Source organism: Bacillus sp. FJAT-27231, assembly GCF_001183975.1.
Taxonomy (GTDB): domain Bacteria; phylum Bacillota; class Bacilli; order Bacillales; family Domibacillaceae; genus Pseudobacillus; species Pseudobacillus wudalianchiensis.
The window spans coordinates 1707963-1733852 of record NZ_LFZU01000001.1; the positions used below are offsets into that span (position 1 = coordinate 1707963).

Sequence of the window (25890 nt, forward strand, 5' to 3'; positions counted from 1 at the left end):
TGCTAGCATAATAGGTTGTAATAAGAAAGGGAAGCATATATAATGTCTACTATATAAGAACAAATGTACACTAGAAAAGAACACGGGAGTGAGGAATTGTGAGAGACAACATTAAAGTAGGTTTATTAGGGTTAGGCACAGTCGGAACAGGAGTTGTGAAGATGATTCAAAATCATCAGGAACAGCTCGTTCACCAAGTAGGGTGCCCGGTATCAATTAAAAAAGTACTAGTGAAGAATCCGGACAAAGTCCGTGATGTCGAACTCGATAGCAGCATCCTCACTACAGATCCGTATGATGTTATCAATGATTCAGAAATCGATGTAATTGTTGAAGTAATAGGCGGGATCGAGGAAACACGCCAGTACATAATCGATGCCTTGAATCTGAAAAAACAAGTAGTAACGGCTAACAAAGATTTAATCGCTCTTCATGGTTCGGAATTGCAAAAAATCGCTGTAGAAAACGGCTGCGATTTATTCTATGAAGCAAGTGTAGCTGGCGGTATCCCAATCATTAAAGGATTGGCGGATGGCCTGGCTTCTGATAAAATTCAAAAGATGATGGGGATTGTGAACGGCACAACAAACTATATTTTAACGAAGATGACGAAAGACGGCCTTTCTTATGAAACAGCGTTGAAAGATGCCCAAGACTTAGGCTTTGCAGAAGCCGATCCGACGTCTGACGTAGAAGGTTTGGATGCGGCACGTAAAATGGCCATTCTTGCTCGTCTTGCATTCTCGATGGATATTGAGCTTGATGATGTGTCCGTAAGCGGCATTTCAAGCGTAACAAAAGACGATTTAAAATATGGCAATATGCTCGGTTACACAATGAAGCTAATTGGCTATGCTGACCAGGAAAATGATCGTGCGGAAGTAAGTGTGCAGCCGACATTTTTAGAAAACAATCATCCGCTCGCTTCTGTAAATGATGAATATAACGCTGTTTATGTTTACGGGGAAGCCGTTGGCGAAACGATGTTCTATGGTCCGGGAGCAGGCAGCTTGCCGACAGCCACTTCTATTGTGAGTGATGTGCTCGCTGTTGTAAAAAACATGCGCCTCGGCGTAAATGGCCGCAGCGTATTGGCGCCGCAATTTGACCGTCAATTGAAAGAAGCAAATGAGCGCTTTGCTAAATACTTTATCCGTTTGCACGTTCGTGATGAAGTCGGTGCTTTTTCTGAACTGACAAAATTATTTTCTAACCATTCGATCAGCTTTGAAAAAATTCTTCAGCTGCCGCTTGAAGAAGAGGGGCTAGCAGAGATTGTGATCGTTACTCATAAAGCATCAATGGAAAACTATCAAAATGTATTATCACAAGTAAAAGACCTGGATGTCGTAAAAGGAGTAGAAAGCTTCTACCGGGTTGAAGGAGAGGGAGCAACAAGATGAAATGGGAAGGCTTAATCAAACAATATAGAGAATTTTTACCGGTAACAGAGAATACTCCGGAGTTATCTTTAATGGAAGGTAACACTCCGCTGATTCCACTTCATAATTTATCTAAAAAGCTTGATATTGATCTTCATGTCAAGACAGAAGGCACAAACCCGACTGGTTCTTTTAAAGACCGCGGTATGGTCATGGCGGTAGCGAAAGCGAAAGAAGAAGGCAGCAACACGGTAATCTGTGCTTCTACCGGCAACACATCGGCTGCAGCGGCTGCTTATGCCGCTCGTGCGGGAATGCGTGCCATCATCGTTATTCCTGAAGGCAAAATCGCAATGGGAAAACTAGCTCAGGCGATGATGTACGGTGCTGAAATCGTTTCAATCGAAGGAAACTTCGATGATGCGCTCAAAATGGTCCGCAATATTAGCGAGCATTCACCGATTACACTCGTTAACTCAGTTAACCCATACCGGATTGAAGGCCAAAAGACAGCTGCTTTTGAAATTTGTGATCAGCTCGGCAAAGCACCGGACGTTTTAGCGATTCCTGTAGGAAATGCCGGTAACATTACGGCTTACTGGAAAGGGTTTAAAGAATACAACGAAAAATTCGGCACAGGCCTTCCAAAAATGCACGGTTTTGAAGCGGAAGGAGCCGCAGCGATCGTGAAAAACATGGTGATTGAGCAGCCGGAAACAGTAGCTACGGCGATCCGTATCGGTAATCCGGCAAGCTGGGATAAAGCAGTTGCCGCAAGAGAAGAGTCTGGCGGTAAAATCGACCTCGTAACAGACGAGGAAATCCTTGCAGCCTTTGAATTGATTACAAAAGAAGAGGGTATTTTTGCAGAGCCGGCTTCCTGTGCATCGATTGCTGGTATTATTAAACATCGTAAATCTGGTGAAATTCCAGCCGGTGTTACTGTTGCGGCCGTCTTAACAGGAAATGGCTTGAAAGATCCGCAAACAGCTATTGACCAAATTGCGAAAAAGCCAGTTGTTCTGCCAAATGAAGAAAAAGCTGTGTTTGATTTTATCCAAGGAGTGGTTCGTGCATGAGTAAGCCGGTAACAATGAAAGTACCGGCCAGCACGGCCAACCTCGGGCCGGGGTTTGATTCCCTCGGCCTTGCTTTAAATTTATATTTAACATTGGAAATCACACCAGCTTCCGAATGGCACTTTGAACACCGGTCCCCAATGCTTGCTGGTTTGCCAAATGATAAAACGCATCTCGTGTATCAGGCGGCTGAGAAAACGGCGAATGCCTACGGTGGCACTTTACCGCCTTTACACATCGTAATGGATAGCGAAATTCCGCTTGCCCGCGGACTTGGCAGCAGTGCAGCAGCCATTGCGGCTGGCATTGAACTGGCAGATCGGTATGCGAATTTGCAGCTGTCTGATCAGGAAAAGCTAAAGATCGGCAATCAAATGGAAGGGCACCCTGATAATATTGGAGCGTCTCTGTTTGGCGGCATGGTCGCAGGTGTTTCGTTCGGTGAAGAAGCCGATATTGTGCAGCTTCCTGTTCCTGATGTAGATGTGGTCGTTCTCATCCCGTCCTATGAGGTCAAGACGAGTGATGCACGAAGCGTTCTGCCGGAAAGCTTCACGAGACAAAAAGCAGTAGAAGCGAGCGCGGTTGCCAATGTCCTGCTGGCAGCGCTATCTGCTGGCCATTATGAGCTTGCTGGAAAGCTAATGGAAAAAGATCAATTCCACGAGCCCTACCGCCTGCAACTGATTAGAGAATTGCCGGAAGCGAGAAAGCTCGCTCATGAAGCAGGCGCGTATGCCACGGTTATTAGCGGGGCAGGCCCAACAATTTTAACGTTTGCACCGAAAGGAACAGCATCTGATATCATATCGGTGTTCCGCGATCAGTTTACGGATTGCGATGTTAAGCAGCTTGATGTTCATACAGGACGAATCCAGTATACATAAAGCAAGCTCAAGGGATATACTGCTGTCTAATTAAACAATGAATCAACATGCAATAAGCCGAGCGGAAACGCTCGGCTTATTCATTTATTTGGAAAGCTAAGGGGAAGGTTCTGCATCTATCTAACAGGTGGAAGTGCTTTTCTCAGGGCTGAATAATGCTTAATGTTAGTTTTATGAGAATAATGGTTACCCTAGTGGCTGAAAACACTTCCTGCATCCTAAAAACATTTTATTACTTGGGGAAGTAACCGAATAGGAAGAAAGCTGCGCTCAATAGCCGCTTTGCCACTCTATTCAAATAATGAATAAAAAGAGGTTGACAATAAATGTGAATTGGTTATAATTGAAATTGACATTCATTCTCATTACCCCCCTCTTTTGTGAGATTGAAGCATTGCAGACTTAGAATAGAAGGATGGCGCATACAGGGCGCCATCCTTTTCTTTTTTTATAAAACGGGATTGCATCTCATGCTCTCCTATCGTAATGTTAAAAGAGGCTGCAAAGCTCCTGTAAAAGAAAGGAAGGGACATATGAATAAAAAGGTACAGGAGGACCCTCGCTTCAAAATAGCAAAGAAAGAGGCATGGATAGGGATCCTATTGGTTGTGTTTAATTTTATCTGGTGGTATGGCTTTGCCTACGGGCTTGGCAGTGGTCCGCCTGAAAACTATACGTTTATTTTTGGGCTTCCAGCCTGGTTTTTTTATAGTTGTGTAGTCGGCCTGATTGTGATGATTCTTCTCGTATTTCTAACGGTCAAATTCTTTTTTAAAGAAGTGCCGTTCGATGAGGAAGGGGAAGAAAGATGAATATGTCCGTGATTTGGCCGCTTATTGTATTTCTTGTTCTTATTTTTTTCGTGGGGATCTATGCTTCAAAACACGTGCAAAGTTCGTCCTCATTCGTCCAAGAGTATTTTTTAGGAAGCCGGGAGCTGGGCGGCTTTATTTTGGCGATGACGATGGCCGCTACATACGGAAGTGCTTCCAGCTTTTTAAGCGGTCCCGGTGCTGCTTATCATTATGGGCTTGCCTGGGTATTGTTGGCCATGAGCCAGGTAGCCACCGGATATTTTGTTCTCATGATTCTCGGTAAGAAGTTTGCCATTATGGCAAGGCACTATAAGGCAGTCACCCTTGTCGACTTTTTATTTGCCCGTTATAAAAATCAGCTCGTCGTCATCCTGGCCGCTCTTAGCATTATCATTTTTTTATTTTCGGCCATGGTAGCCCAGTGGATCGGCGGAGCAAGATTAGTTGAATCCCTCACTGGCCTTTCGTACACGACGGCGTTGATTATCTTTGCGTCCTCTGTCCTAATTTATGTCGTCATCGGCGGCTTCCGTGCTGTAGCTATTACCGATATGGTACAAGGTCTCATTATGGTAGCGGGTACAGTGATTTTGTTCGTTGCGGCTTTAAAGGCTGGCGGGGGCATGGAGAATATTATGATGAAGCTTGGGGAGGAAAATCCTAACCTGTTAAGCCCGTATGGAAATGATCGCAGCCTGACATCGCTTTACGTTTCTTCTTTCTGGATTTTAGTCGGCGTCGGTGTCGTTGGTTTGCCGCAAGTAGCAGTACGGGCGATGAGCTATAAGAATGCTAAGGCGATGCACCGTGCGTTAGTGATCGGCACGATCGTTGTTGGCGTGGTTATGCTAGGGATGCACTTGATTGGGGTCATGGCACGGGCTATTATTCCAGGTATTACGATCGGTGACAAGGTGATGCCTGAATTGGCGATGACCATTATGCCGGACTGGCTGGCCGGTATCGTGCTGGCGGCTCCGATGGCGGCGATTATGTCTACGGTAGATTCTTTGCTGCTCCTCGTTTCTAGTGCTGTAGTAAAGGACTTATATTTACACTTTATCAATAAAAAAGCAGAAGAACAGAAAGTAAAAAAACTGAGCTTTATCGTGACAACCATTATCGGTATCGTTGTTTTTATCGTAGCTCTTCAGCCGCCTGATTTAATTATTTGGCTGAACTTATTTTCATTTGGGGGGCTGGAGGCTGTATTTATTTGGCCTGTTGTATTAGGTCTTTACTGGCAGCAGGCAAATGGTGCCGGGGCGGCCTCTTCTATGGTGATTGGCATGGTCTCCTATATTCTATTAAACTCTTTTTATCCGAATGCTTTTGGTATGCACACTGTTGTTCTGCCCATTTTATTATCGCTCATTACATTCGTTGCCGTTTCCTTGTTAAGCGGACGGCAAGATTGGAAACAGGCCTAGATTTACTCTAGGCCTGTTTCTGTTTTTATCATCTTATCTGCCCATTCTAGTGCCTCCTGGTAACAGCCCCAGAGGACATGACGTTCGAGCTGCTTTCCGCCGTTCACTCGATCAGCTGCTTTCCAATTTCCTTTTTCTATTTCCTGTGTTAAAGAAAGCAGTTCAAAAAGGGTGCCTTCTTTAAACAGGAGAGCTTGCTTTATTCTTTCGTCTACCGGCAGCTCCTGGAGAAGAAGATCCATTGGTTTGTTAATCAAAACGTCAATCATCGAAAGCATCCCCAATAAGAAAAATAATGACGGCGGCTCTTCTTTAAAATAAGCTAAAGCTAGCAGCTCTAGTGCTCTGGCTCGTGTTAATGAAATGCGGACTACTTCTTCAGGGCATGTCGAACTAGGGAAGCCTATCATGATAAAGAACAGCCATTTTTTTAACTCTTCAAGTCCGATTAGTATAACGGCCTGCTGAATGGTTTTTACTTTTTTTCTTTGAATGAATGCTGTCCGGTTTAATAGCTTCAGCAATTTGTAAGAAAGAGATAAATCTGCTTCGATGTATTTGGCTATTTTAAGGATGTCAGGTTCTGGATTCAATGTCTCACGCAAAATAATAAAGTGCTGATTAGAAAATTGAGGGATTGATTCGCCACTAACGAGTGTAGGTTTAGCGAAAAAGAATCCTTGAAATAAATCAAACCCTTCATTCAATGCTTCTTCAAAATGCCCTCTCGTTTCTACCTTTTCTGCAAGCCAGACGAGAGGGAATTTCTTCAACTCTCGTTTCATGTTAATTCTTTCAGCTTTTGATGTGCAGAGAAAGTCGACTTTGATAATATCAGCATACTTGATCAGGTCTTTATTGCTGTCTTTTAGAAGAAAATCATCGAGGGCAATTGTGTAGCCTTTTGCTTTCAGCCTTTGACAAGCAGACTCTATCTCTGCACTCGCTGCGATATCCTCTAGCAGCTCGACAATTATGTTTTCAGCAGGCAGAAACTCTGGGAAGTTTTGAAGGAGGAGATTTTCTGTGAAGTTAATGAATACTTGCTTTCCTCGGGAAAGTTTGTCGAGGCCAATATGCAGCAAACTGTTTGCCAGTAATTCGATCGTTGCTTTATCGCCATTCATGTATGTTCCAGGATGTTCGCCTGCTTCATTGCGGTATAGCAGTTCATAGGCAACGGTTTGCTCTTTGCGATTTAATATTGGCTGTCTCGCCACGTGTACAAACATGATTTCACCCCCTTTAATCTTTTTTTTGATTCGCTTATAGGTAAAAAGATATAATTTTTATTTGGATTTGTCTACAAATAAATATAAAAAATGGTAAAAAGGGTCGTTCTATATCAAATATAATGAAAGATGATTTAGAGTTGATTGATAGAGGCCTGAAGAGAGCAAAGGCTTGATCTAGACCCACTTTTTCTTGTACAGTTAGATCAGCTCGCGTTAAATGGGCTGTAGAATACTGCTAATTTTCGATTTAATAAAAAAATGCTTGTTATTTTCATAGGATTGCACTACTTTAAAAACAGAATAAAGGAGGAATGTTTGGTGAAAATGCGAGTGTCCGCTGTTCAATACCATTTGCATAGTATTGCATCGTTTGAAGAATTTGCTGCTCAATGCGAACATTATATAAGGGCAGCGATGGAGTTTGATGCCGAATTTGTTTTATTTCCGGAATTTTTCACGACACAGTTAATGTCGATCGGAGATGAAGAAGGGAAGGCCCTCAAAATCACCGATCTGCCGCAGTTTACGGATCGGTACAGAGAGTTATTTAAAAAGCTCGCCCAAGAGTACAATATTCATATAATTGCCGGTACGCACGTGATCAGCAAAGGCGAACAAATTCAAAATGTGGCTCATTTGTTTTATCCAGACGGCCGCGTTGGCCAACAGGCGAAGATGCATGTAACCCCTGTGGAAGTGGAAGGCTGGAACATGGCACAAGGGGATGAATTCCAAATTTTCGACACGGAAAAAGGAAAGATTGCTATTTTAACATGCTATGATATCGAATTTCCTGAGATTGTGAGAATGGCAAAAGCTAAAGGCGCAGATGTGATCTTCTGTCCGTCTTGTACGGATGACCGCCATGGCTTCTATCGCGTTCGCTACACGAGTCATGCCCGTGCTATCGAAAATCAAGTCTATGTAGTGTTAACGGGTACAGTCGGTTCACTGCCAACGGTGGATTTGATGCGGGCAAACTTTGGGCAGGCGGCCATTATTACACCGAATGACGTGCCGTTTCCGCCTGCGGGGATTTTAGCAGAAGGCGTCATAAATGATGATATGATTATTACGGCTGATCTTGATTTAGAGTTGCTTGAAAAGGTCCGTCAGAAGGGTTCTGTGACCACATGGCGTGATCGCCGTATAGATCTTTATCCTGATTGGAAATGAGGGAGGCTTATGTACTATAGCGAGTTTCAACTTTATGATGATCGCGGTCCTGTTCAAACGGTTATTAGAAATTATACCGAAGCTGATTTTGATGGCTTGATTGAAATTCAAAAAGCGTGTTTTCCACCTCCTTTTCCTGAAGAACTATGGTGGTCAAAAGAACAATTGAAAAGCCATATTAAGCACTTTCCTGAAGGGGCAATTTGTGTAGAGTTGGATGGGGAACTCGTTGGGTCTATGACTTGTCTGATCGTTCATTTTCAAATAGATGATCCTCCTCATACGTGGGAAGAAATCACCGATAACGGGTTTATAAGAAATCATAAGTCTGATGGAAACACGCTTTACGTCGTAGACATTAGTGTGAAGCCGGAGTGTCGTAAGCTTGGGCTCGGCAAATTGATGATGCAGGCGATGTATCAGACTGTTATTCAATTGAAGCTTGATCGCCTGCTTGGCGCTGGCCGCCTGCCTGGTTTTTGCCGTTATGCTGACCACATGAGCGTGGAGGAGTATGTCGATAAGGTTGCTGCCGGAGAGTTGAGGGATCCGGTCGCCACATTTTTACTCAATTGCGGCCGGGTGCCCGTTCGTTTAGAAAAAGACTATTTGGAGGACGAGGAATCTCTTAACTGGGCAGTGTTAATGGAATGGAAAAATCCTTTTAAAAATATTCAAACAAAGGGTTGACTTTTTACGTAATAGTGGATTATGATTGATTACAACAAAATAAAGAACGACTTATAACAAGCGTTGACGAAGAAGAGTAGCTTTAATGAATGCTTCAGAGAGCTGATGGTTGGTGAGAATCAGTGCAGACATTTTAGTGAATGGCCTTCCGAGCTTCCGTACCGAACTCCTTTGGACAGTAGGCTGCGGCGAACGTCTTATCGTTACAAAAGACAGGCATTCAAGCAGTAAGCTTCGATGCTATTAGAGTGGATTGCACGAACTGCAATCAATAAAGGTGGTACCACGGCTCCCCGTCCTTTGCGATAGGGGGCTTTTTGTGTTTTTCAAATATATATGTAAACTCTATGACGAAGAAGAGTAAGCTTGTGATGCGCGCAACAGAGAGCCGGGAGGGTGAGAGCCGGTGCCGCAAATCAGACTGAATGGACTTCAGAGAGGCAGCAGGAAATGGCTGCCCGGCTTCCGCCGTTACCAGGACCCAGACGGGATAAAATTTCCATCTGGACGAAGAGGAAGCTTTAGAGCTTCAATGCGAGGTGGCACCGCGGTCAATCCGTCCTCCGCAGCAGTGATACATTCACTTGCTGCGGAGGACTTTTTTATTTTTATTAAACGCTCAAGAGGTGAAAGAGAGATGAAAACAACAGAAAAAATGAATTATAAATTGAAGGAAATGGAAGGCGATATGCTAACGCCAATCATGCTTTATCACCAAATGCAGGGAGAAAAGAAATTCCTGCTTGAAAGCTCTTATAAGCATGAACAAAGCGGGCGGTATTCTTTTCTCGGAATGAATCCAACAGCCGAATATAAAGCGATTGGTCAGGAGACAGAACGACTCAATCACCGCACTGGAACGAGTGAGTCGTCTTTCGGCCATAGTCTCCGCCAATTAAAAGAAATGCTATATAACAGAGGGACAACTGAACAGCCGTTTCCTTTCTTTGGGGGCGGGATTGGATATATCGGATACGACGTTATGTTTTTAGATGAGCAGATCGGCGAATCATTAGAGGATGAACTGGAAATGCCAGATGTTCATTTCATGTTTTACGATACGTTTATCATTTATGACCACTTGCTGCAAAAAGTAACGCTTGCCGCTGTTGACCTATTTGGCGACCGGTCAGAAGCAGAACTGGAAGCAGCGCTTATAAATTTGGAAAATTGCGTAAACGGGATCCATCAACCGTTGCAAGCTGATTCGCTGGAAACTCTTTTATTTACTGGCAACGTCGATAAGGCACAATTTAGCGAGATGGTGGAAACGGCGAAGCGGCATATTATTCGGGGAGATATTTTCCAAGTTGTTCTTTCTCAGCGATTAAAAGCAGCATTCGATGGCAATCCATTTTCACTGTACCGGCGCTTGCGAACATCCAACCCTTCGCCTTATATGTTCTACATCGATTTTAAAGAATACACCGTTTTAGGTGCTTCACCTGAAAGTTTAATTAAAATCAATGGCCGGGAAGTCACGACGAACCCGATTGCCGGCACAAGGCCACGGGGGACGGATGAAAAGGAAGACGCAGCATTAGAGCGGGAACTGTTGAATGATGAGAAGGAAATAGCCGAACATCGAATGCTTGTCGATTTGAGCCGCAATGATCTTGGCCGTGTATGTAACATTGGGACCGTTCATTTATCTAAATATCAGAAGATTGAAAAATATAAGTATGTCATGCATATCGTCTCAGAAGTAACAGGAGAGCTTAAGGAAGAAGTTCATCCGCTTGAAGCACTGTCTGCTTGTTTGCCGGCCGGGACGGTATCCGGCGCCCCAAAAATTCGGGCGATGCAAATTATTAATGACTTAGAGTCAACGAAGCGCGGCTTATACGCCGGAGCAGTCGGCTATATCTCATCGAATGGCGATCTCGATTTTGCCCTTGCCATCCGGACGATGATCGTGAAAGGCAATCAAGCCTATGTTCAGGCAGGAGCCGGTATCGTGTATGATTCCATTCCAGAAAAAGAATACGAAGAAACAATGCATAAAGCAAAAGCATTGCTGGAGGTAAAATAATGATCTTACTCATTGATAACTATGATTCCTTTACGTATAACTTGTATCAGCAAATTGGGTCTTTAGGAAAAAACGTGCGGGTCATCCGCAACGATGAAATGACACTAGCAGAGATTGAAGCTCTTGAACCAGAAGCTATCGTATTATCACCCGGACCTGGAACACCAGAGGAGGCTGGCATTTGTATCGACGTGGTTCGCAGCTTTTTCTATCGGATTCCAATCCTCGGTATTTGTCTGGGACACCAAGCGATTGCGGCTGCGTTTGGGGCAAAAATCAAGCCCGCAAAAACAATTAAGCACGGAAAAATCTCGCTCATTAAGCATGACGGCAAAGGGATGTTTCAGGCACTGGCTGGTCCAGTTCCTGTCATGCGATATCATTCGCTTTCTGTTGATCAAGAGTCGCTTCCAGAAAAGCTAGAAGTGCTCGCCACATCTGCGGATGATGAGGAAATTATGGCGATACGCCACCGGGAGTATCCCGTGTACGGTCTGCAATTTCATCCTGAATCCATCGGAACAAAAGCAGGAACGGATATTATTCAGCAATTTTTCCGTCAGTACCGAAAGGAGAAAAACATGAAACAATACTTACTGAAACTGTCCGACCACCAGTCGCTGCAGGAAAGAGAAATGGAAGCGGCCATTGGAGAAATATTGCAGGAAGATGCAACAGACAGTGAAATTGCGGCTTTTCTCGTTGCTTTAAAAGCAAAGGGAGAAACAGTCGAAGAAATTGCTGCACTTGTGAATGTACTGCGGCAAAACGCACTCGGCACAGGGAAGCAGCTGTCAGGCGTCATGGACAATTGCGGAACCGGCGGAGATGGCTCGCAAAGCTTTAATATTAGCACGACAGCAGCTTTTGTATTGGCGGGTGCGGGAGTGAAAGTAGCAAAGCACGGCAACCGCAGCGTATCAAGCAAAACAGGCAGCGCCGATGTATTAGAGCATCTCGGCATTTCCCTTGATTACTTAGAAGGGGAAACAGATGAGCTTTTAGAAGAGAACGGCATCGCCTTTTTATTCGCACCGCACGTTCATCCGAGATTAAAAAAGATTATGAAGGTCCGTCGTGATTTGAAAATTCCGACTGTGTTTAACTTAATTGGCCCATTAACCAACCCAGTTCATCTTGATACTCAGCTGCTTGGTATTTATCGCCGGGATATGCTGGAGATGATGGCCAATGTGCTGAATCGCCTTGGAAGAAAGCGGGCGGTCGTATTGAATGGTGCTGGCTTTATGGATGAAGCTTCTTTAGCGGGAGAGAATCATTTGATTTTGCTTGAATCTGGTGAGACGAAAAAAATGATCGTGACGCCAGAAGAAGTCGGACTTCCTGTGTATGACCTAGAGGCGATTCGCGGCGGCGAAGCAAAAGAAAATGCTGAAATTTTAAAAAGCATTCTAGAAGGTGAAAAAGGAGCTAGACGCGATACCGTTCTCTTAAATGCCGGTATCGGCCTCTTCGCTAACGGCAAAGCCACCACTATTCAAGAAGGCATCGAGCTAGCGAAAGAAAGCATTGATTCAGGCGCTGCCTTATCAAAATTACAGTATTTAATTGACTATTCAAAACAGCGGCAGAAAGTGAGGATCCCAGTATGAGTGCAACCATTTTAGATAAAATTCTCGCCAAGAAGCAGGAAGAAGTCGAGCATTTGAAGCAGACTTTCCAAGCGGGTACACCGAGAGAGAAGCAGGCAAAAAGATCTTTATATACTCGTTTTTACGAATCGGAAAAGATGAACATCATTTCTGAAATTAAGCGGGCATCCCCTTCTAAAGGGGATATTCATCCCGGCGTTGACCCTGTTCAGCAGGCAAAAGAATATGAACAAAGCGGCGCTGATGCTATTTCTGTTTTAACAGACGAACCCTTTTTTAAAGGCACGATGAGCGATTTGGAAGCAGTGCGCCAGAACGTGACAGTCCCAGTCTTGTGTAAAGATTTTATGATTGATGCGATCCAGATTGACCGGGCAAAAGCGGCAGGTGCGGATATTATTTTACTGATCGCGGCCGCTCTCCAGCAAGACCAGCTGGCTGGCCTCTACTCATATGCTAAGGAGCAGGATCTCGATGTATTGCTTGAAGTTCATGATGAAGAAGAGATGGAGCGAGCTCTCCGGATCGATGCGGATGTTATCGGTATTAACAACCGTGATTTGAAAAGCTTCGTGGTCGATTTAGGTGTGACGGAACAGTTACTGCAAGCTTATTGGCACCCTGAGAAGGTGTTTATTGCCGAAAGCGGTATTCGCACAGCTGCTGATGTGGAAAGGGTCAAAGCGGCGGGAGCTAAAGGCATTTTAGTCGGCGAAACCTTCATGAAGAGCGGAAATATCGGCGAAACTTTCCGTGAATTAAAAATCAGCCTGTGAGGTGACGAGCATGAAAGTGAAAATATGCGGCATTCAGGATTTAGAGACCGCCCTGTATGCCAAACAAATCGGAACCGATGCCATTGGCTTTGTGTTTGCCAAAAGCAAGCGGCAGCTGTCAGCTGAACAGGCAGAAGAAATGGCTGCCGGCCTAGGGAAAGATCTGTTAAAAGTTGGGGTCTTTGTGAATGAGGAATTAGAGAAAATAGAATCCATTGCCAGTCAGGCTTCACTCGATGTGATTCAGCTCCATGGAGATGAACCGCCTGAATTTGCAAAGAAGCTGCGATTGCCAGTGATTAAAGCGTTTAGCTTTGAAAAAGGGGCGAAGCTTTCAGACATATTGAGCTATCCGGCAGATTTTATTTTGCTTGATAGTCCGGCTGGTCCTTACCGGGGCGGCAACGGGACGTCTTTTGACTGGAAACTTTTAGAGAAAGAATCATTCGATCGTTCCCGTCTTATTTTAGCAGGAGGATTAAACAAAGAAAATGTGAAAGAAGCGATTCGAACAGTCCGGCCGTTTGCCGTAGATGTCTCAAGCGGAGTGGAAACGGACGGAAAAAAGGATCAGGAAAAAATGAACCAGTTTATTCAAACAGTGAAGGGAGTAACAAAAAATGACTACATATGTACAACCAGATGAGCGGGGACACTTCGGACCGTTTGGCGGCCGTTATGTACCGGAAACCTTAATGCAGGCGGTTCTTGAATTAGAGGAAGCCTATAAGGAAGCGATGCAGGACCCTGCGTTTTTACGAGAGCTAAATGACTATTTAACAGATTATATCGGCCGAGAAAACCCGCTTTATTTTGCCCGGAATTTAACCGAAAAGCTGGGTGGCGCGAAAATCTATTTAAAACGTGAGGATTTAAATCATACGGGCGCCCACAAAATTAATAATACGATCGGGCAGGCACTGTTAGCGGTACGCATGGGGAAAAAGAAAGTGGTCGCAGAAACGGGAGCCGGTCAGCATGGCGTGGCGACAGCAACAGTAAGTGCGCTCTTGAATCTAGACTGTGTCATCTTTATGGGAGAAGAAGATATTCGCCGTCAAAAGCTGAATGTATTCCGGATGGAGCTGTTAGGGGCGAAAGTGGTCAGTGTGAGCCAGGGAAGCGGCACGTTGAAAGATGCGGTCAATGAAGCGTTACGCTACTGGGTAGCCAATGTGGAGGATACCCACTATGTTATGGGATCAGTGCTTGGACCGCATCCATTTCCGCAGATTGTCCGCGATTTTCAAAGTGTCATTGGCAAGGAAACGAAAGAACAAATGCTGAAAAAAGAAGGAAAACTCCCGGATGCAGTCGTGGCTTGTGTTGGTGGTGGCAGCAATGCAATGGGCATGTTCTATCCATTTATTAATGATGAAAGCGTGAAGATGTATGGAGTAGAGGCTGCGGGAAGCGGTGTTGATACAGAAGAGCATGCTGCTTCGCTGACAAAAGGGAAAATCGGTGTCCTGCATGGCAGTAAAATGTATTTGCTCCAGGATGAAGCCGGACAAATCCAGGAAGCTCACTCTATTTCAGCGGGACTGGATTATCCGGGGGTCGGACCGGAACACAGCTTGCTGAAGGAAATCGGCCGGGTCGAATACACTTCGATAACCGATGAGGAAGCGTTGGAAGGGTTTAAGCTGTTGACACAAACAGAAGGCATTATTCCGGCACTGGAAAGCTCACATGCGATCGCTTACGCTGCTAAGCTCGCAAAAGAGATGGCGAAAGACGAATGTATCGCGGTTTGTCTATCTGGCAGAGGCGACAAAGATGTGGAAGCCATTCAAGCAAGACTAGGAGGCAAAGAACATGAGTAAATTCAAGCTAGAAAAAGCTTTTCAAACGGCACAAGAGAAAGAGCATAAAGCATTTGTTTCTTATATTATGGCAGGGGACGGCGGACTCGATGCGTTGAAGGACCAGCTGCTTTATTTACAGGAAGCAGGCGTCACCGCAGCGGAAATTGGCATTCCTTTTTCTGATCCGGTCGCCGATGGCCCTGTGATTCAAGAAGCGGGGAAGCGGGCGTTAGCACACGGAGTCACGCTGAAGAATGTTTTAGACTATTTAACTGTTCATCAAGACGCTTTTACAATCCCTATCATCTTGATGACATATTTGAATCCAGTCTTTCAGTATGGTATTGAAGCGTTTGCTGAAGACAGCCGCAAAGCAGGGGTATCCGGTGTGATCATTCCTGATATGCCAATTGAAGAAGAAGGAGAAGTAAGTGAAGCGTTGAAGCAGCAGGACCTTGCTTTAATTCGTTTAGTTACCTTGACGAGTCCAGAAGACAGAATCGCTAAAATCGCAGATGGAGCCGAGGGATTTATTTATGCCGTAACAGTAAAAGGAACGACAGGTGTCCGCACAAGCTACCAGGATGATGTCGCAGCTTACTTGCAGCGCATTAAATCAAAAAGTGCTGTTCCGGTACTGGCCGGATTCGGCGTATCGTCAAAAGAACAAGCGGAAGCGCTTGGCCAGCATTGCGATGGCGTCATTGTCGGCAGTAAAATCGTTGAATTATTTCATGAGGGGAAAAAAGAAGAAATCAACCAATTGATCCCTCATGCAGCAGTGAAAGCAAATTAATGAAGAAGTAAGCATAGTAAATCGAGTATAAAATGTTCATCATTTTATACTCGATTTTTTATATACGCCGGGCTTTGTCCAGTCATTGTAGAAAATAATAGAGTTGTGGCCAAATAAGTGGAACAAGATGATTAAAGTATAGGTAACAACGGCAGGGATCTATGATCAACAATTGTTGTTCTTTTTAGCCGTTCGTGGACACGCAGCAGATTAATATAAAGAAACTAAAGAAAAGCTAGTAAGATTAAACTAATCCCTAATCCACATTGCCAATAGACTTTTTGTTTATTGGCTGAACCATTGATTGTACTTAATCCTTTCACTATAAATAATAAGCCTGCAGCTGACATTAACAATGGACTAATTGATAAGTCTCTTGTAAAAGTCCAATAACAAGCTATACCTATAAAACTAATAAAAATAATTGTCTTAAGTAACTTCATACAAGTATTCCCCCTAATGATCTTCTATCATGAACGAAACAGCCAGACAATAAGTGATAATTGCCATGAAAGTCCTGAAATCTTCTGCTAGCAGGGTCCTATAAATTGATCTTTTTTTAGGTACGCATATTTACACCTGTTCATCATTTTTCCAATAATTGTTTACATTTTATCATAAGTAGCTGGATAGTTATTTGAAAATTGAATCTATTAAAGGTAAATAAATAACCGAGTATGATAGAACCGCCAGATGATAAAGCCCTATGCAAGAGACGTGACAGAGGAAATATAGTTATTGAATCGATGCATGAAGTATAAATCAGGTCATATGACCATAAAGAATACAGTCGATTCGCAGCGATACAGTGTGGAAAAATTTACAGTTATGCATGTTTTTTCTTTCATATTCATAGTAAAATGGAGTTGTAAATATTAAAGGCAAACTAATCGAAAGGTTAGGACGCAAAGCCAAGGGTCTAAGGCTTCCAATGCTAAGATAGCCAGGCTGCAGAATTGAGAAGGTACATACAGTATGAGTGACAATAAAGAGCGATCTATCTTTATGAGAGAGCTTACTCGTTTGTATGGCGAGTGGGAACGCTGCAAAGACGTACGGGTTAAAGAAGAAATCACTAAAGACATTGTTCTGTTAAAAAAAGCGATTCAGTTACTATCTCAATAGTAGGGCAGCATAAGAGTATAATGTAAATTAAAAGAAAAATAGCGGCCTTTATCTAACTTAAAAAGAACCGTGGAGGGTCTATCTACACATACGGCTCGTTTCCATCTTTAGGATCATTCACTTTATTGCGGCCGATCTTTGTTACTCTAATCGTGGCAGCATTGTTCATGTTTTTCATTGTTCTGATCCCATTATTAAGAAGAAGGGCTGCTCGTTTAGTTGTGCTGAGAGGATCGATCATTTTAGTCATCCTATCCGCTCAATTGCTGTATTATAATGGGATGATTGTGGATAAGCTCGGTTTAAGGGGAGATGAAATGTCTGCATATATATTTTTAGCGGTTTTAGTCTTCAGTGTGATGGGTTCAATTATCTTTTATGCTGGGCGTAAACATTCCGAGCGATCACAAATGAATCCTCTGCAATGATTACTTTAATAAAATAAGTATCAAAAAGCTTAGGGGCAGCTCTGAGCTTTTTTACATGGGATGCAATCAAGTATATGGTTGTATACAAAAACAGGCTAAATAAATATAAAGAGGGGAAGAAAAAATCCGATATTTGAAAACGGGGATTATGATAAATGAAGGTAAAATGTTTTTATTCTCATATTGAGCTAAAGGAACAGGTTAGTTGGAGAAATAAATTCAAAATAAAAAAGCAATGTTTCGTCACATTGCCTCCTAAATTCTTTGTTTTACTTGTTTTCCATTTGAACGGATGAATCCTTATTATATTCTATACCTAATAAATCAAGTGCAGCTTTTACAGTTGAAACAGTGGATGTGGAATTGAAATTTATACCTAGTTGTACGGCAACTAGAGCTAATTCGGGTCTTAAACCGGTGATGATAGAACGTACACCAAGTAACGATAACACGGTGCTAATTTTAAAAATATATTCCGCTACAAGAGAGTCTAAGTTATAAATAGCAGAGAAATCTATAATTAGGCACTTTATACGTTGTTTCTGTACGTTTGCTGGGACTCTTTCTAAAAGTTGTCTTGCTCGTTCTTCATCAAAAACACCCAACAAAGGAAGTACCGCAAACTCATCCAATAGTGGAACTAGCGTTGATGATAACTCGTTTATTTGACTTATCATTTCTTTTTGTTTTTTCTCAGCTGCTTTTCTTTCTGTTATATCTCTTACATATGTCTGAATAGCTTTTGTATTCCCCATTAACACAGGATGACAAAATAGTTCTACATCAACCGTTGTACCATCCATGCGATATATGGTTTCTTCAATTACATTAGCTGGCCGTTCATAAGCATTTTGTATTCTTTTGTCTATTGCTGATTTGGATGACTCTTTAAAAATATCTAAAGGGCTTGCTCCGACAATTTCTTCTTTCGAAGCCCTAAAGAATATTTCGGCTGCACGATTAACATAGATAATTTTTAGCTGTGAATGAATAATTAAAGGTTCTAAAGCATACTCAATTACTTGTTTGTAATCAATATCCGAAATGTTTTCACTCATAAAAGTCACTCCTGTTGTATGACGTCGAAAGGTATAAAATCTATTATACATTAACTTTGTGGCAGCCTGTAAAGAATTGTACTCATACTAACATGTTCTTTAGTTTGAATGCATGTGTAAAAAAAGACCATTTTTAATATTTTTTAATTAAACATCAACAGAGCTTTTTATTAAATGCACTTAATTACGCTATGCCATAAACCCATATTTGATTGTACCGCTCACTTACAGCCGGACGTCTACAAAGGAATTCTTTTTCTAATATACCTAAAGGGGTATTTGACAATAGAATCATTTTATACTAAAATGCAATTACATGATAAAGAGATCTTTTTTTATCTAAAAATATACCCCTGTATGTATCCAAAGGAGGAATAAAAGTGAGTAAAACAGTAGACGTAAAAGAAATTGATCAGCTAGTAAAGGAAGGAGCTTTGCTTATTGATGTGCGTGAGGAAGCGGAAACATTAATGGGCTATATAGAAGGAAGTAAAAATATCCCGCTTGGGGAGTTAGCAAAATACTTGGATGAACTGCCTAAAGATGAGCCTATCTATATCTCTTGCCAATCCGGTAAGCGCGGAGAAACAGCGGTTCAATTATTAATGGATAATGGATTTGATGCTTATAATGTAACCGGCGGCTATCGCGCTTATGCTGAATATCGTCAATCTGCAGATGAGACGAAAGAAGAACAGGCAGACATGGCGCAAATTAAACCTGATAGAGAATTGAATTGTTCAGGACTGCAATGCCCGGGGCCGATTAGTCAAGTATTCCAAGCTATGAATCAAATGAAAGAAGGGGAAATACTAGAAGTAAAAGTAACCGATCCAGGGTTTATCGCTGATGCTAAAGCGTGGTGTGCAAATACAGGAAACACATTTATTGGCAGTGAAAAATCAGGGAAAACAACGATCGCCTATATGCGAAAAGGGGCAGCAGGGAAACTGGAAGCTTCTGTGCAGGCAGGAGGAGAAAGTGCTAATAAAGGAGCGACCCTCGTTGTATTTAACCAGGATTTAGATAAAGCGATTGCTTCTTTTATTATCGCAACAGGCGCAGCTGCTATGGGGAAAAAGGTTACGATGTTTTTCACATTCTGGGGATTGAATATTCTGCGCCGTGACGAAGAAATTTCTCAAGATGGAAAAGACTTCATGGAAAAAATGTTTACGAAAATGATGCCAGCTGGTCCTAAGCATTTGCCTATTTCTAATATGAATATGGGCGGCATGGGAGCAAAAATGATTCGTCAAGTAATGGAAAAGAAGAACGTAGACAGTCTAGAAACGCTCATGGAAAATGCGATGAATATGGGAGTTCGGATTGTGGCTTGTGCAATGAGCATGGATGTAATGGGAATTCGCAAAGAGGAATTGATTGATGGGGTGGAAATTGGCGGGGTAGCCACTTATCTCGGTCAGGCAGAAGAGTCGAACGTGAACTTATTTATCTAATAGGTGAATAGACGGCGTCCTAATGGGACGCCGCCTTTGTTATTTAATGGCCGTTACACATACGGTTAAAATTGGTCTGACATCCTTATAATGAATAGCTGTACCGGAAAAACCGGCCTCCTCAAGCTCGCGGCTAATGCTCTGAGCTAAATCCTTTGTTTTTTCTTCGTCCGCATCTTCTTCGCGCGGTTGGACGGTAATCGCAATTTTTCCGTCTCGCTTCATCAAGTCATATAAAACAGCAAGTCCTTTTTGGCGATTGGGCCAGAGCGGGTAATTATTAACTGAAAAAACGCGGTTATATTGCTTATCAGATGTAAATTCAGCGATATCTTTAACGAATAGGCGCAGTCTTCCATCATTTATTAAGGCTTTGTTTCGATTTTCACACGTATGCTTCATTGTTTCTGACGAATCGACACCGTCTATATAAATAGAAGGAAAGCGTTTTCCTACTTCTTCGATAGCAAAGCCAGGACCAAATCCGACTTCGAGTACTTGATCTTCTGGTTGAATCGTTAAGAGGTCGAGCGTCCATTTGTTAATGCTTTGGTTTTCTATCGACATGATTTTACCTGCTACTTGTCCAAGCAGGCCTTCTGGTTTTTCAAATTGCTTAGAAAATGATGAAAACATAATAGTTTCCTCCGTTTTTTTCTATAATATATACCTCTTGCTCTCTGTTGAAACCCTTTATAGCCCTTTTAAGGTAAAAAAGCATTTTTTCATATAGCTCTGTTATACCTGGTTGTTGCTGTTCATTGCAGCCGGACGCTTTCCGCGCTAATCAACTACTCAAAAAACAGCATTCACCTTTAACAGAGCCTTTCATATAAAAATATTATTCTCCTCATGAAAAATGGCCGTCACGCAAATGGATTGAAGCAGCTATTTTTGTTCATAAAACAGCGAAGTTGCTGTCATTTGACAAATTGTATAATAAATGTGACTTTTTAATGAAAAAATGTTGGTTTTTCGGCGCAAGAGTAGTAAGATTGTACATGGAAAAAATGATGCTGCACCTTGGAGAGGTAAAATAGAGGATTTAATCAAACGGGGAAATGCTGCAAAAGTTTTTGTGTACCAGAATAATTTCCATTTGTCAAATTATACTAACGGAAAATACGTTACAGATTTGATGAATTAAGCTTTAATGCTTTCCCTTAGTACCTGGCAGTGGTAAGATGTCCTTGTAGGCAGTATAAATTTTCACACTGAGTGTATCATGGTGGATAAAGTCATAAGATAATATACCATGTGAGCTCATCAAAATAGGATTTAGCAAAAAATTAATGGGCGAAATAGTTGGAGGTTTTTCAGAATGAAAATGCAGACAGCCCAGGGGAATCCGTGGAGTCAGTTCTCCGGACCAAACCTTGGATATGTAATGGAGTTGTACGAACACTATTTAAACGATCCTGAATCAGTTGATCCAGAGATGAAGCAAATGTTTGAGGAATGGGGAGCACCTGTAGCAAATGCTCCGCAAGAAGAAAGCGGTAAGACAGCTGTACCTGCATCAGGCAATGATTTAAATGTTCTGTTTAACGCAGTAAAACTGGCTGACAGTATCCGTACGTATGGACATCTTGCAGCAGATATTAATCCACTGAGCGACAAAAATAAGGACACATACCGTATTGAGTTAAGTACTTTCAACTTAACGGAAGAAGAACTGCGGAAAGTTCCTGTTCAATATTTATGTCCTGATGCGCCAGCGCACGTTAAAGACGGATATGATGCGATCCAACATTTGAAGAAAGTCTACACAGACAAACTAGCTTTTGAATTAGCCCAAGTCCATAATTTAGAAGAAAGACAATGGTTCAGACAGCAAATTGAGTCAACCAATTATTATCCAACATTTTCAAACGAGCAAAAAGTTCAGTTGTTGAGAAGACTGACACAAGTAGAAGGCTTTGAAAAATTTATTCATAAAACATTCGTTGGTCAAAAACGCTTTTCGATCGAAGGGTTGGATGCCATGGTTCCTCTTCTTGATGAACTCGTGAAGCATTCAGCTGAAAAAGGCGCGAACACAGTCAATATCGGTATGGCGCATAGAGGCCGCTTAAATGTCTTAGCCCACATTTTAGGCAAGCCATATGAAATGATTTTTGCCGAATTCCAACACGCACCAAGCAAAAACCTGCTGCCTGAAGGGTCTATGAAGATGACAACATACGGCTGGACAGGTGACGTTAAGTACCATCTTGGAGCTGATCATAGCTTTAAAGAAGTTGCAGATGGAACTCGTGTTACACTTGCTAATAACCCGAGCCACCTTGAAATCGTGAGCCCAGTTGTAGCAGGCTATACAAGAGCAGCGCAAGAAAATCGTGCAAAATCAGGGCTTCCTGAACAAAATACAAAGGCTGCGCTAGCTATTTTGATTCATGGGGATGCCGCGTTCCCTGGTCAAGGTGTTGTCAGTGAAACATTTAACATGAGCCGGATTCCTGGCTATCAAACAGGTGGTTCCGTCCATATTATTGCGAATAATATGATCGGATTCACAACGGAAAGCTATGATTCTCGTTCTACTCGTTACGCTTCGGATCTAGCGAAAGGCTTTGAAGTGCCGATCGTTCATGTCAATGCGGATGATCCAGAAGCATGTATCGCTGCGGCTGTTATGGCGGTTGATTATCGCAACCGTTTTGGCAAAGACTTTGTTATTGATTTAGTTGGTTACCGCCGTTTCGGTCATAATGAAATGGATGAGCCAATGACGACAAATCCAATGATGTATCAAATGGTTCATCAGCATCCAACAGTTCGTGAACTTTATGCAGAGAAACTAACGAACCGTGGTGTGATCTCTAAAGAAGAAGCGGAAAAACTTTACAGTGAAAATGAGCAAAAATTAAAAGATCTGTATGAAACAGTTCCGAAGAAAGACGAAAACCCGGATATCATCATGAATCCGCCGAAATTCGTTGAAAAAGATCTTCCTTCTAGTGATACAGGAGTAGAAGCAGACGTGTTAAGCCGGATTAACAGTGAATTGTTAAACTGGCCAAAAGACTTACACGTATTTAAAAAGCTTGAACGTATTTTAAAACGCCGTGAAAATGTATTTGAAAAAGATGGACAGATCGATTGGGGTCACGCAGAAGCATTGGCATTTGCTTCTATCTTAAAAGGCGGCACACCAATCCGTTTAACAGGTCAAGATGCGCAACGGGGTACTTTCGCCCACCGCAACCTTGTTCTTCATGACGTAGAGACTGGCCAAGAGTACATTCCTCTGAATCATTTAGAGGAAACAAATGCTTCTTTTGTTGTTATTAATAGCCCATTAACAGAATTAGCAGTTGTCGGCTATGAATACGGTTATAATGTTTTCTCTCCAGAGACACTCGTTCTTTGGGAAGCTCAGTTCGGTGACTTCGCTAACATGGCGCAGCCAATGTTTGACCAATTCGTCTCTTCCGGACGAGCAAAATGGGGTCAAAAATCTGGTCTTGTTATGCTTCTGCCACATGGATATGAAGGGCAAGGACCTGAACATTCAAGCGGTCGCCTAGAACGCTTCTTGCAAAACGCAGCAGAGAATAACTGGACAGTGGCCAACCTGTCTTCAACGGCTCAATATTTCCATATCTTGCGCCGTCAAGCTTCTATCCTGCAAAAGGAAGAAGTGCGTCCATTAGTGATCATGACACCGAAGAGCTTGCTTCGCCATCCGCTTGCGGCTTCTCAAGCATCAGAATTTGCTTCCGGTTCCTTCAAACCAGTTGTTGAAGAGCCAAGACTTGGAAGCCAGCCTGAACAGGTGGAAAGAGTCGTTCTTTGCAGTGGTAAAGTGTCTGTCGATCTGGCTGAACAAATTGGTAAAGCAGAAGAAGAACTTAACTGGTTGCATGTGTTAAGAGTAGAAGAGTTATATCCATTCCCTAAAGAAGAAATTAGAGAGTTTTTAGCTCGCTTCCCGCAGTTGAAAGAAGTTATTTGGCTGCAGGAAGAACCACAAAACTTCGGTGCTTGGACTTACGTGGATGCACGTCTTCGCGATGTGGCGCCAGAAGAAGCAACTGTTCGTTATGTTGGACGCCGCCGCCGCTCCAGCCCTTCAGAGGGGGATGCAATTGTGCATAAAAAAGAGCAAGCGCGTATCCTAAAAGCAGCAATCACAAGAGATTAATTAGGTAGATAAAGAAGCGAACAGGCTGCTAATTTGGCCTGTTCCGCTTTGAATAAATTATTTATACTTGTTGATAAGATGAATGTACATTAGAGGAGGACACGAAAGTGGCTGAAATTAAAGTTCCAGAGTTAGCAGAATCTATTACAGAAGGTACAATTGCACAATGGTTGAAAAAACCAGGCGATTCAGTTGAAAAAGGCGAATACATCGTTGAGCTTGAAACAGATAAAGTAAACGTAGAAGTTATTTCTGAAGAAGCCGGTGTAATCCAAGAGCTAAAAGCTGAAGAAGGCGATACAGTAGAAGTAGGTCAAGTCATTGCTATTGTAGGAGCAGGAAACGGCGCAGCTGCCTCTGCACCTGCTGAAGCAACACCTGCACCAGCAGCTCCTCAGCAAGAAGAAGCAAAACCAGCTCAAGAGGTAGTAAAAGAAGCTCCTGCAGCTCAAGACCCGAAACAACGTCCAATTGCTTCTCCTGCAGCCCGTAAAATGGCTCGTGAAAAAGGCATTGATTTAAATGAAGTACCAACAGTAGACCCAATGGGCCGCGTACGCAAGCAAGATGTAGAATCTTACTCTGCAAACGGCTCACAACCAGCAGCTCCTCAGCAAGCGGCTAAGCCTGCCCCAGCAGCTGCACCAAAACAAGATGACAGCAAACCAGTTGTTCGTGAGAGAATGAGCCGCCGTCGCCAAACAATTGCTAACCGTCTTTTAGAAGTGAAGCAATCAACAGCTATGCTGACTACATTCAATGAAATTGATATGACAGCGGTAATGGAATTGCGTAAACGTAAAAAGGACAAATTCTTCGAAGCTCATGATGTTCGCTTAGGATTTATGTCTTTCTTCACAAAAGCAGTAGTAGCTGCATTGAAAAAGTTCCCATACGTAAACGCTGAAATCGATGGAAATGAAATCGTTTTGAAAAAATTCTATGATATCGGTGTAGCGGTTTCTACTGAAGAAGGCCTTGTTGTGCCAGTCGTTCGTGACTGTGACCGCAAAAACTTCGCTGAAATCGAAGGCGATATTTTGAACCTTGCGTTAAAAGCACGTGATAACAAATTGGCTCTTAGCGATCTTCAAGGCGGTACATTTACGATTACAAACGGTGGTGTGTTCGGCTCCTTGCTTTCTACACCAATCCTTAATGGTACACAAGTAGGTATCCTAGGAATGCATACAATTCAAACACGTCCAGTTGCTATTGATAAAGACCGCATGGAAAATCGTCCAATGATGTATGTAGCTCTTTCTTATGATCACCGAGTGATTGATGGAAAAGAAGCAGTAGGATTCTTAAAAATGGTGAAGGATTTACTTGAAAATCCTGAAGATCTTCTTCTTGAAGGTTAATAACCACAAGCCAGCCGGTTGATCGGCTGGCTTGTTCTTTTTTTGCGTATATGCACAGTGAAAGATAAATGTAGTTTTTCAATAGTTGAGTGCAGCGAACATCGGAAACTAAGTATAGCAGGGCCTCCATATAAAAAAGGTATGCCGATAGTTGGCATACCTTGCTAATTTTTAGCGTTAATTTTTCGTCACGTTAAGACCACGTTTTTGCGCTTCACTTCGAAGCATTTTAATCCAATCTGCGTCTTGACCTTTGTTTTTTGCGTCCCGATAGGCTGCTACAAGCATTTCATTACTCATGATTTTCATGAAATTACCTCCTTGAAATAGGTCAGTATAATCCGTGGCTTCCGAAACAACAAATAAAGAATTCTCTTTATTTTCTGTTATTATACAGAATCTATTTCTTTTTTTAAAGGTTAATTGTAAAAATCATTCGAAAGTCAGTAATGAAAAGGTGAAATAGCTCTTTAGGACGGGTTGCTTGCTTGTGAAAACTATAATAATATTATGTAAACAAACCCTCATTTACAAATAGTGTTTTATGAAACAGCTTTTCAGTTCAATTTTAAATATGGTATGATAATGT

Annotated in this window: 23 protein-coding genes, 1 riboswitch and 2 other annotated features; of the genes, 17 read left to right on the top strand and 6 right to left on the bottom strand. The window is 42.5% G+C overall.

All coding sequences use genetic code 11. From position 1 onward, the window contains the following. The first annotated feature begins 98 nt into the window (after positions 1-98). From AC623_RS08025 to panF, 5 genes are all read left to right on the top strand, one after another. A complete protein-coding gene (locus AC623_RS08025; RefSeq protein WP_049661966.1) occupies positions 99-1403 on the top strand; it encodes a homoserine dehydrogenase in 1305 nt (434 codons plus the stop codon). Then, complete coding sequence (gene thrC, locus AC623_RS08030; RefSeq protein WP_049661967.1) at positions 1400-2461, top strand: threonine synthase; 1062 nt, start codon at positions 1400-1402, stop codon at positions 2459-2461. Before AC623_RS08025 ends, thrC begins: the two co-directional genes overlap by 4 nt. Then, on the top strand, positions 2458-3348 hold the full coding sequence (gene thrB / locus AC623_RS08035) for a homoserine kinase (RefSeq protein WP_049661968.1): 891 nt from the start codon (positions 2458-2460) through the stop codon (positions 3346-3348). The genes thrC and thrB overlap by 4 nt, the downstream gene beginning before the upstream one ends. Positions 3349-3881: 533 nt before the next feature. After that, positions 3882-4160, top strand: coding sequence for a YhdT family protein (locus AC623_RS08040; RefSeq protein WP_049661969.1), 279 nt, complete (start codon positions 3882-3884; stop codon positions 4158-4160). After that, complete coding sequence (gene panF / locus AC623_RS08045; RefSeq protein ID WP_049661970.1) at positions 4157-5593, top strand: sodium/pantothenate symporter; 1437 nt, start codon at positions 4157-4159, stop codon at positions 5591-5593. Before AC623_RS08040 ends, panF begins: the two co-directional genes overlap by 4 nt. A gap of 2 nt (positions 5594-5595) precedes the next feature. Here the strand turns inward: panF and AC623_RS08050 are convergent, their stop codons facing one another. Continuing rightward, complete coding sequence (locus AC623_RS08050; protein ID WP_049661971.1) at positions 5596-6825, bottom strand: EAL and HDOD domain-containing protein; 1230 nt, start codon at positions 6823-6825, stop codon at positions 5596-5598. A 321-nt stretch (positions 6826-7146) separates the two neighbouring features. On the opposite strand from AC623_RS08050, the gene AC623_RS08055 reads away from it, so the two are divergent. From AC623_RS08055 to trpA, 8 genes are all read left to right on the top strand, one after another. Beyond that, positions 7147-8004 carry a carbon-nitrogen hydrolase family protein gene (locus tag AC623_RS08055; RefSeq protein ID WP_049661972.1) on the top strand — a complete coding sequence of 286 codons (858 nt, stop codon included), beginning with the start codon at positions 7147-7149 and terminating at the stop codon, positions 8002-8004. A gap of 9 nt (positions 8005-8013) precedes the next feature. Beyond that, entirely contained in the window at positions 8014-8694 is a 681-nt protein-coding gene (locus AC623_RS08060) for a GNAT family N-acetyltransferase (protein WP_049661973.1), read from the top strand. Between the two features lie 54 nt (positions 8695-8748). Further along, positions 8749-8998 (top strand) — a binding site (T-box leader). A 34-nt stretch (positions 8999-9032) separates the two neighbouring features. Continuing rightward, positions 9033-9261, top strand: a binding site (T-box leader). 70 nt (positions 9262-9331) lie between these two features. Beyond that, positions 9332-10726, top strand: a complete 1395-nt coding sequence (gene trpE / locus AC623_RS08065; protein WP_049666399.1) for an anthranilate synthase component I — start codon at positions 9332-9334, stop codon at positions 10724-10726. Then, complete coding sequence (locus AC623_RS20985) at positions 10726-12339, top strand: bifunctional anthranilate synthase component II/anthranilate phosphoribosyltransferase (RefSeq protein WP_082174362.1); 1614 nt, start codon at positions 10726-10728, stop codon at positions 12337-12339. The genes trpE and AC623_RS20985 overlap by 1 nt, the downstream gene beginning before the upstream one ends. After that, the gene (gene trpC, locus AC623_RS08075; RefSeq protein ID WP_049661974.1) at positions 12336-13115 is read left to right on the top strand and encodes an indole-3-glycerol phosphate synthase TrpC; all 780 of its coding nucleotides are present in this window, start codon (positions 12336-12338) and stop codon (positions 13113-13115) included. Before AC623_RS20985 ends, trpC begins: the two co-directional genes overlap by 4 nt. Positions 13116-13125: 10 nt before the next feature. Then, on the top strand, positions 13126-13761 hold the full coding sequence (locus AC623_RS08080) for a phosphoribosylanthranilate isomerase (protein WP_049661975.1): 636 nt from the start codon (positions 13126-13128) through the stop codon (positions 13759-13761). Further along, positions 13736-14941, top strand: a complete 1206-nt coding sequence (gene trpB, locus AC623_RS08085; RefSeq protein WP_049661976.1) for a tryptophan synthase subunit beta — start codon at positions 13736-13738, stop codon at positions 14939-14941. The genes AC623_RS08080 and trpB overlap by 26 nt, the downstream gene beginning before the upstream one ends. Further along, entirely contained in the window at positions 14934-15719 is a 786-nt protein-coding gene (gene trpA, locus AC623_RS08090) for a tryptophan synthase subunit alpha (protein ID WP_049661977.1), read from the top strand. The genes trpB and trpA overlap by 8 nt, the downstream gene beginning before the upstream one ends. A gap of 224 nt (positions 15720-15943) precedes the next feature. Here trpA and AC623_RS08095 read toward each other — a convergent pair whose 3' ends face one another. Continuing rightward, positions 15944-16162 (bottom strand): hypothetical protein, encoded by a 219-nt coding sequence (locus tag AC623_RS08095; protein WP_049661978.1) that lies wholly within the window; start codon positions 16160-16162, stop codon positions 15944-15946. 427 nt (positions 16163-16589) lie between these two features. Continuing rightward, positions 16590-16675: riboswitch (cyclic di-GMP riboswitch) on the top strand. 19 nt (positions 16676-16694) lie between these two features. Here AC623_RS08095 and AC623_RS21730 point away from each other — a divergent pair. Beyond that, positions 16695-16844 (top strand): hypothetical protein, encoded by a 150-nt coding sequence (locus AC623_RS21730; protein ID WP_176713752.1) that lies wholly within the window; start codon positions 16695-16697, stop codon positions 16842-16844. A gap of 82 nt (positions 16845-16926) precedes the next feature. Here AC623_RS21730 and AC623_RS21395 read toward each other — a convergent pair whose 3' ends face one another. Both AC623_RS21395 and AC623_RS08100 read right to left on the bottom strand, forming a co-directional pair. Then, the gene (locus tag AC623_RS21395) at positions 16927-17085 is read right to left on the bottom strand and encodes a hypothetical protein (protein WP_156187009.1); all 159 of its coding nucleotides are present in this window, start codon (positions 17083-17085) and stop codon (positions 16927-16929) included. 456 nt (positions 17086-17541) lie between these two features. After that, positions 17542-18330: a PAS domain S-box protein gene (locus tag AC623_RS08100; protein WP_049661979.1), complete on the bottom strand. Its 789-nt coding sequence runs from the start codon at positions 18328-18330 to the stop codon at positions 17542-17544. A gap of 380 nt (positions 18331-18710) precedes the next feature. On the opposite strand from AC623_RS08100, the gene AC623_RS08105 reads away from it, so the two are divergent. Then, the gene (locus tag AC623_RS08105; protein WP_053104097.1) at positions 18711-19790 is read left to right on the top strand and encodes a DsrE/DsrF/DrsH-like family protein; all 1080 of its coding nucleotides are present in this window, start codon (positions 18711-18713) and stop codon (positions 19788-19790) included. Positions 19791-19829: 39 nt separating this feature from the next. On the opposite strand, the gene AC623_RS08110 is transcribed toward AC623_RS08105, so the two are convergent. Continuing rightward, the gene (locus AC623_RS08110) at positions 19830-20426 is read right to left on the bottom strand and encodes a class I SAM-dependent methyltransferase (RefSeq protein ID WP_049661981.1); all 597 of its coding nucleotides are present in this window, start codon (positions 20424-20426) and stop codon (positions 19830-19832) included. A gap of 685 nt (positions 20427-21111) precedes the next feature. Here AC623_RS08110 and AC623_RS08115 point away from each other — a divergent pair. Both AC623_RS08115 and odhB read left to right on the top strand, forming a co-directional pair. Further along, entirely contained in the window at positions 21112-23937 is a 2826-nt protein-coding gene (locus AC623_RS08115; RefSeq protein WP_049661982.1) for a 2-oxoglutarate dehydrogenase E1 component, read from the top strand. A gap of 107 nt (positions 23938-24044) precedes the next feature. Then, complete coding sequence (gene odhB / locus AC623_RS08120) at positions 24045-25301, top strand: 2-oxoglutarate dehydrogenase complex dihydrolipoyllysine-residue succinyltransferase (RefSeq protein ID WP_049661983.1); 1257 nt, start codon at positions 24045-24047, stop codon at positions 25299-25301. Positions 25302-25478: 177 nt separating this feature from the next. On the opposite strand, the gene sda is transcribed toward odhB, so the two are convergent. Beyond that, a complete protein-coding gene (sda, locus tag AC623_RS08125; protein ID WP_049661984.1) occupies positions 25479-25610 on the bottom strand; it encodes a sporulation histidine kinase inhibitor Sda in 132 nt (43 codons plus the stop codon). Positions 25611-25890: the final 280 nt, after the last annotated feature.

Excerpts from the sequence above, each read along its gene's own strand:
- AC623_RS08040 (WP_049661969.1), top strand. The coding sequence starts at position 3,882 with ATGAATAAAAAGGTACAGGAGGACCCTCGCTTCAAAATAGCAAAGAAA.
- AC623_RS21730 (WP_176713752.1), top strand. The coding sequence starts at position 16,695 with ATGAGTGACAATAAAGAGCGATCTATCTTTATGAGAGAGCTTACTCGT.
- AC623_RS20985 (WP_082174362.1), top strand. The coding sequence starts at position 10,726 with ATGATCTTACTCATTGATAACTATGATTCCTTTACGTATAACTTGTAT.
- thrB (WP_049661968.1), top strand. The coding sequence starts at position 2,458 with ATGAGTAAGCCGGTAACAATGAAAGTACCGGCCAGCACGGCCAACCTC.
- panF (WP_049661970.1), top strand. The coding sequence starts at position 4,157 with ATGAATATGTCCGTGATTTGGCCGCTTATTGTATTTCTTGTTCTTATT.
- trpB (WP_049661976.1), top strand. The coding sequence starts at position 13,736 with ATGACTACATATGTACAACCAGATGAGCGGGGACACTTCGGACCGTTT.
- AC623_RS08050 (WP_049661971.1), bottom strand. The coding sequence starts at position 6,825 with ATGTTTGTACACGTGGCGAGACAGCCAATATTAAATCGCAAAGAGCAA.
- trpC (WP_049661974.1), top strand. The coding sequence starts at position 12,336 with ATGAGTGCAACCATTTTAGATAAAATTCTCGCCAAGAAGCAGGAAGAA.
- sda (WP_049661984.1), bottom strand. The coding sequence starts at position 25,610 with ATGAAAATCATGAGTAATGAAATGCTTGTAGCAGCCTATCGGGACGCA.
- AC623_RS08080 (WP_049661975.1), top strand. The coding sequence starts at position 13,126 with ATGAAAGTGAAAATATGCGGCATTCAGGATTTAGAGACCGCCCTGTAT.
- AC623_RS08095 (WP_049661978.1), bottom strand. The coding sequence starts at position 16,162 with ATGAAGTTACTTAAGACAATTATTTTTATTAGTTTTATAGGTATAGCT.
- AC623_RS08115 (WP_049661982.1), top strand. The coding sequence starts at position 21,112 with ATGAAAATGCAGACAGCCCAGGGGAATCCGTGGAGTCAGTTCTCCGGA.
- trpA (WP_049661977.1), top strand. The coding sequence starts at position 14,934 with ATGAGTAAATTCAAGCTAGAAAAAGCTTTTCAAACGGCACAAGAGAAA.
- thrC (WP_049661967.1), top strand. The coding sequence starts at position 1,400 with ATGAAATGGGAAGGCTTAATCAAACAATATAGAGAATTTTTACCGGTA.
- AC623_RS08100 (WP_049661979.1), bottom strand. The coding sequence starts at position 18,330 with ATGAGTGAAAACATTTCGGATATTGATTACAAACAAGTAATTGAGTAT.
- AC623_RS08110 (WP_049661981.1), bottom strand. The coding sequence starts at position 20,426 with ATGTTTTCATCATTTTCTAAGCAATTTGAAAAACCAGAAGGCCTGCTT.
- AC623_RS21395 (WP_156187009.1), bottom strand. The coding sequence starts at position 17,085 with ATGATCGATCCTCTCAGCACAACTAAACGAGCAGCCCTTCTTCTTAAT.
- trpE (WP_049666399.1), top strand. The coding sequence starts at position 9,332 with ATGAAAACAACAGAAAAAATGAATTATAAATTGAAGGAAATGGAAGGC.
- AC623_RS08060 (WP_049661973.1), top strand. The coding sequence starts at position 8,014 with ATGTACTATAGCGAGTTTCAACTTTATGATGATCGCGGTCCTGTTCAA.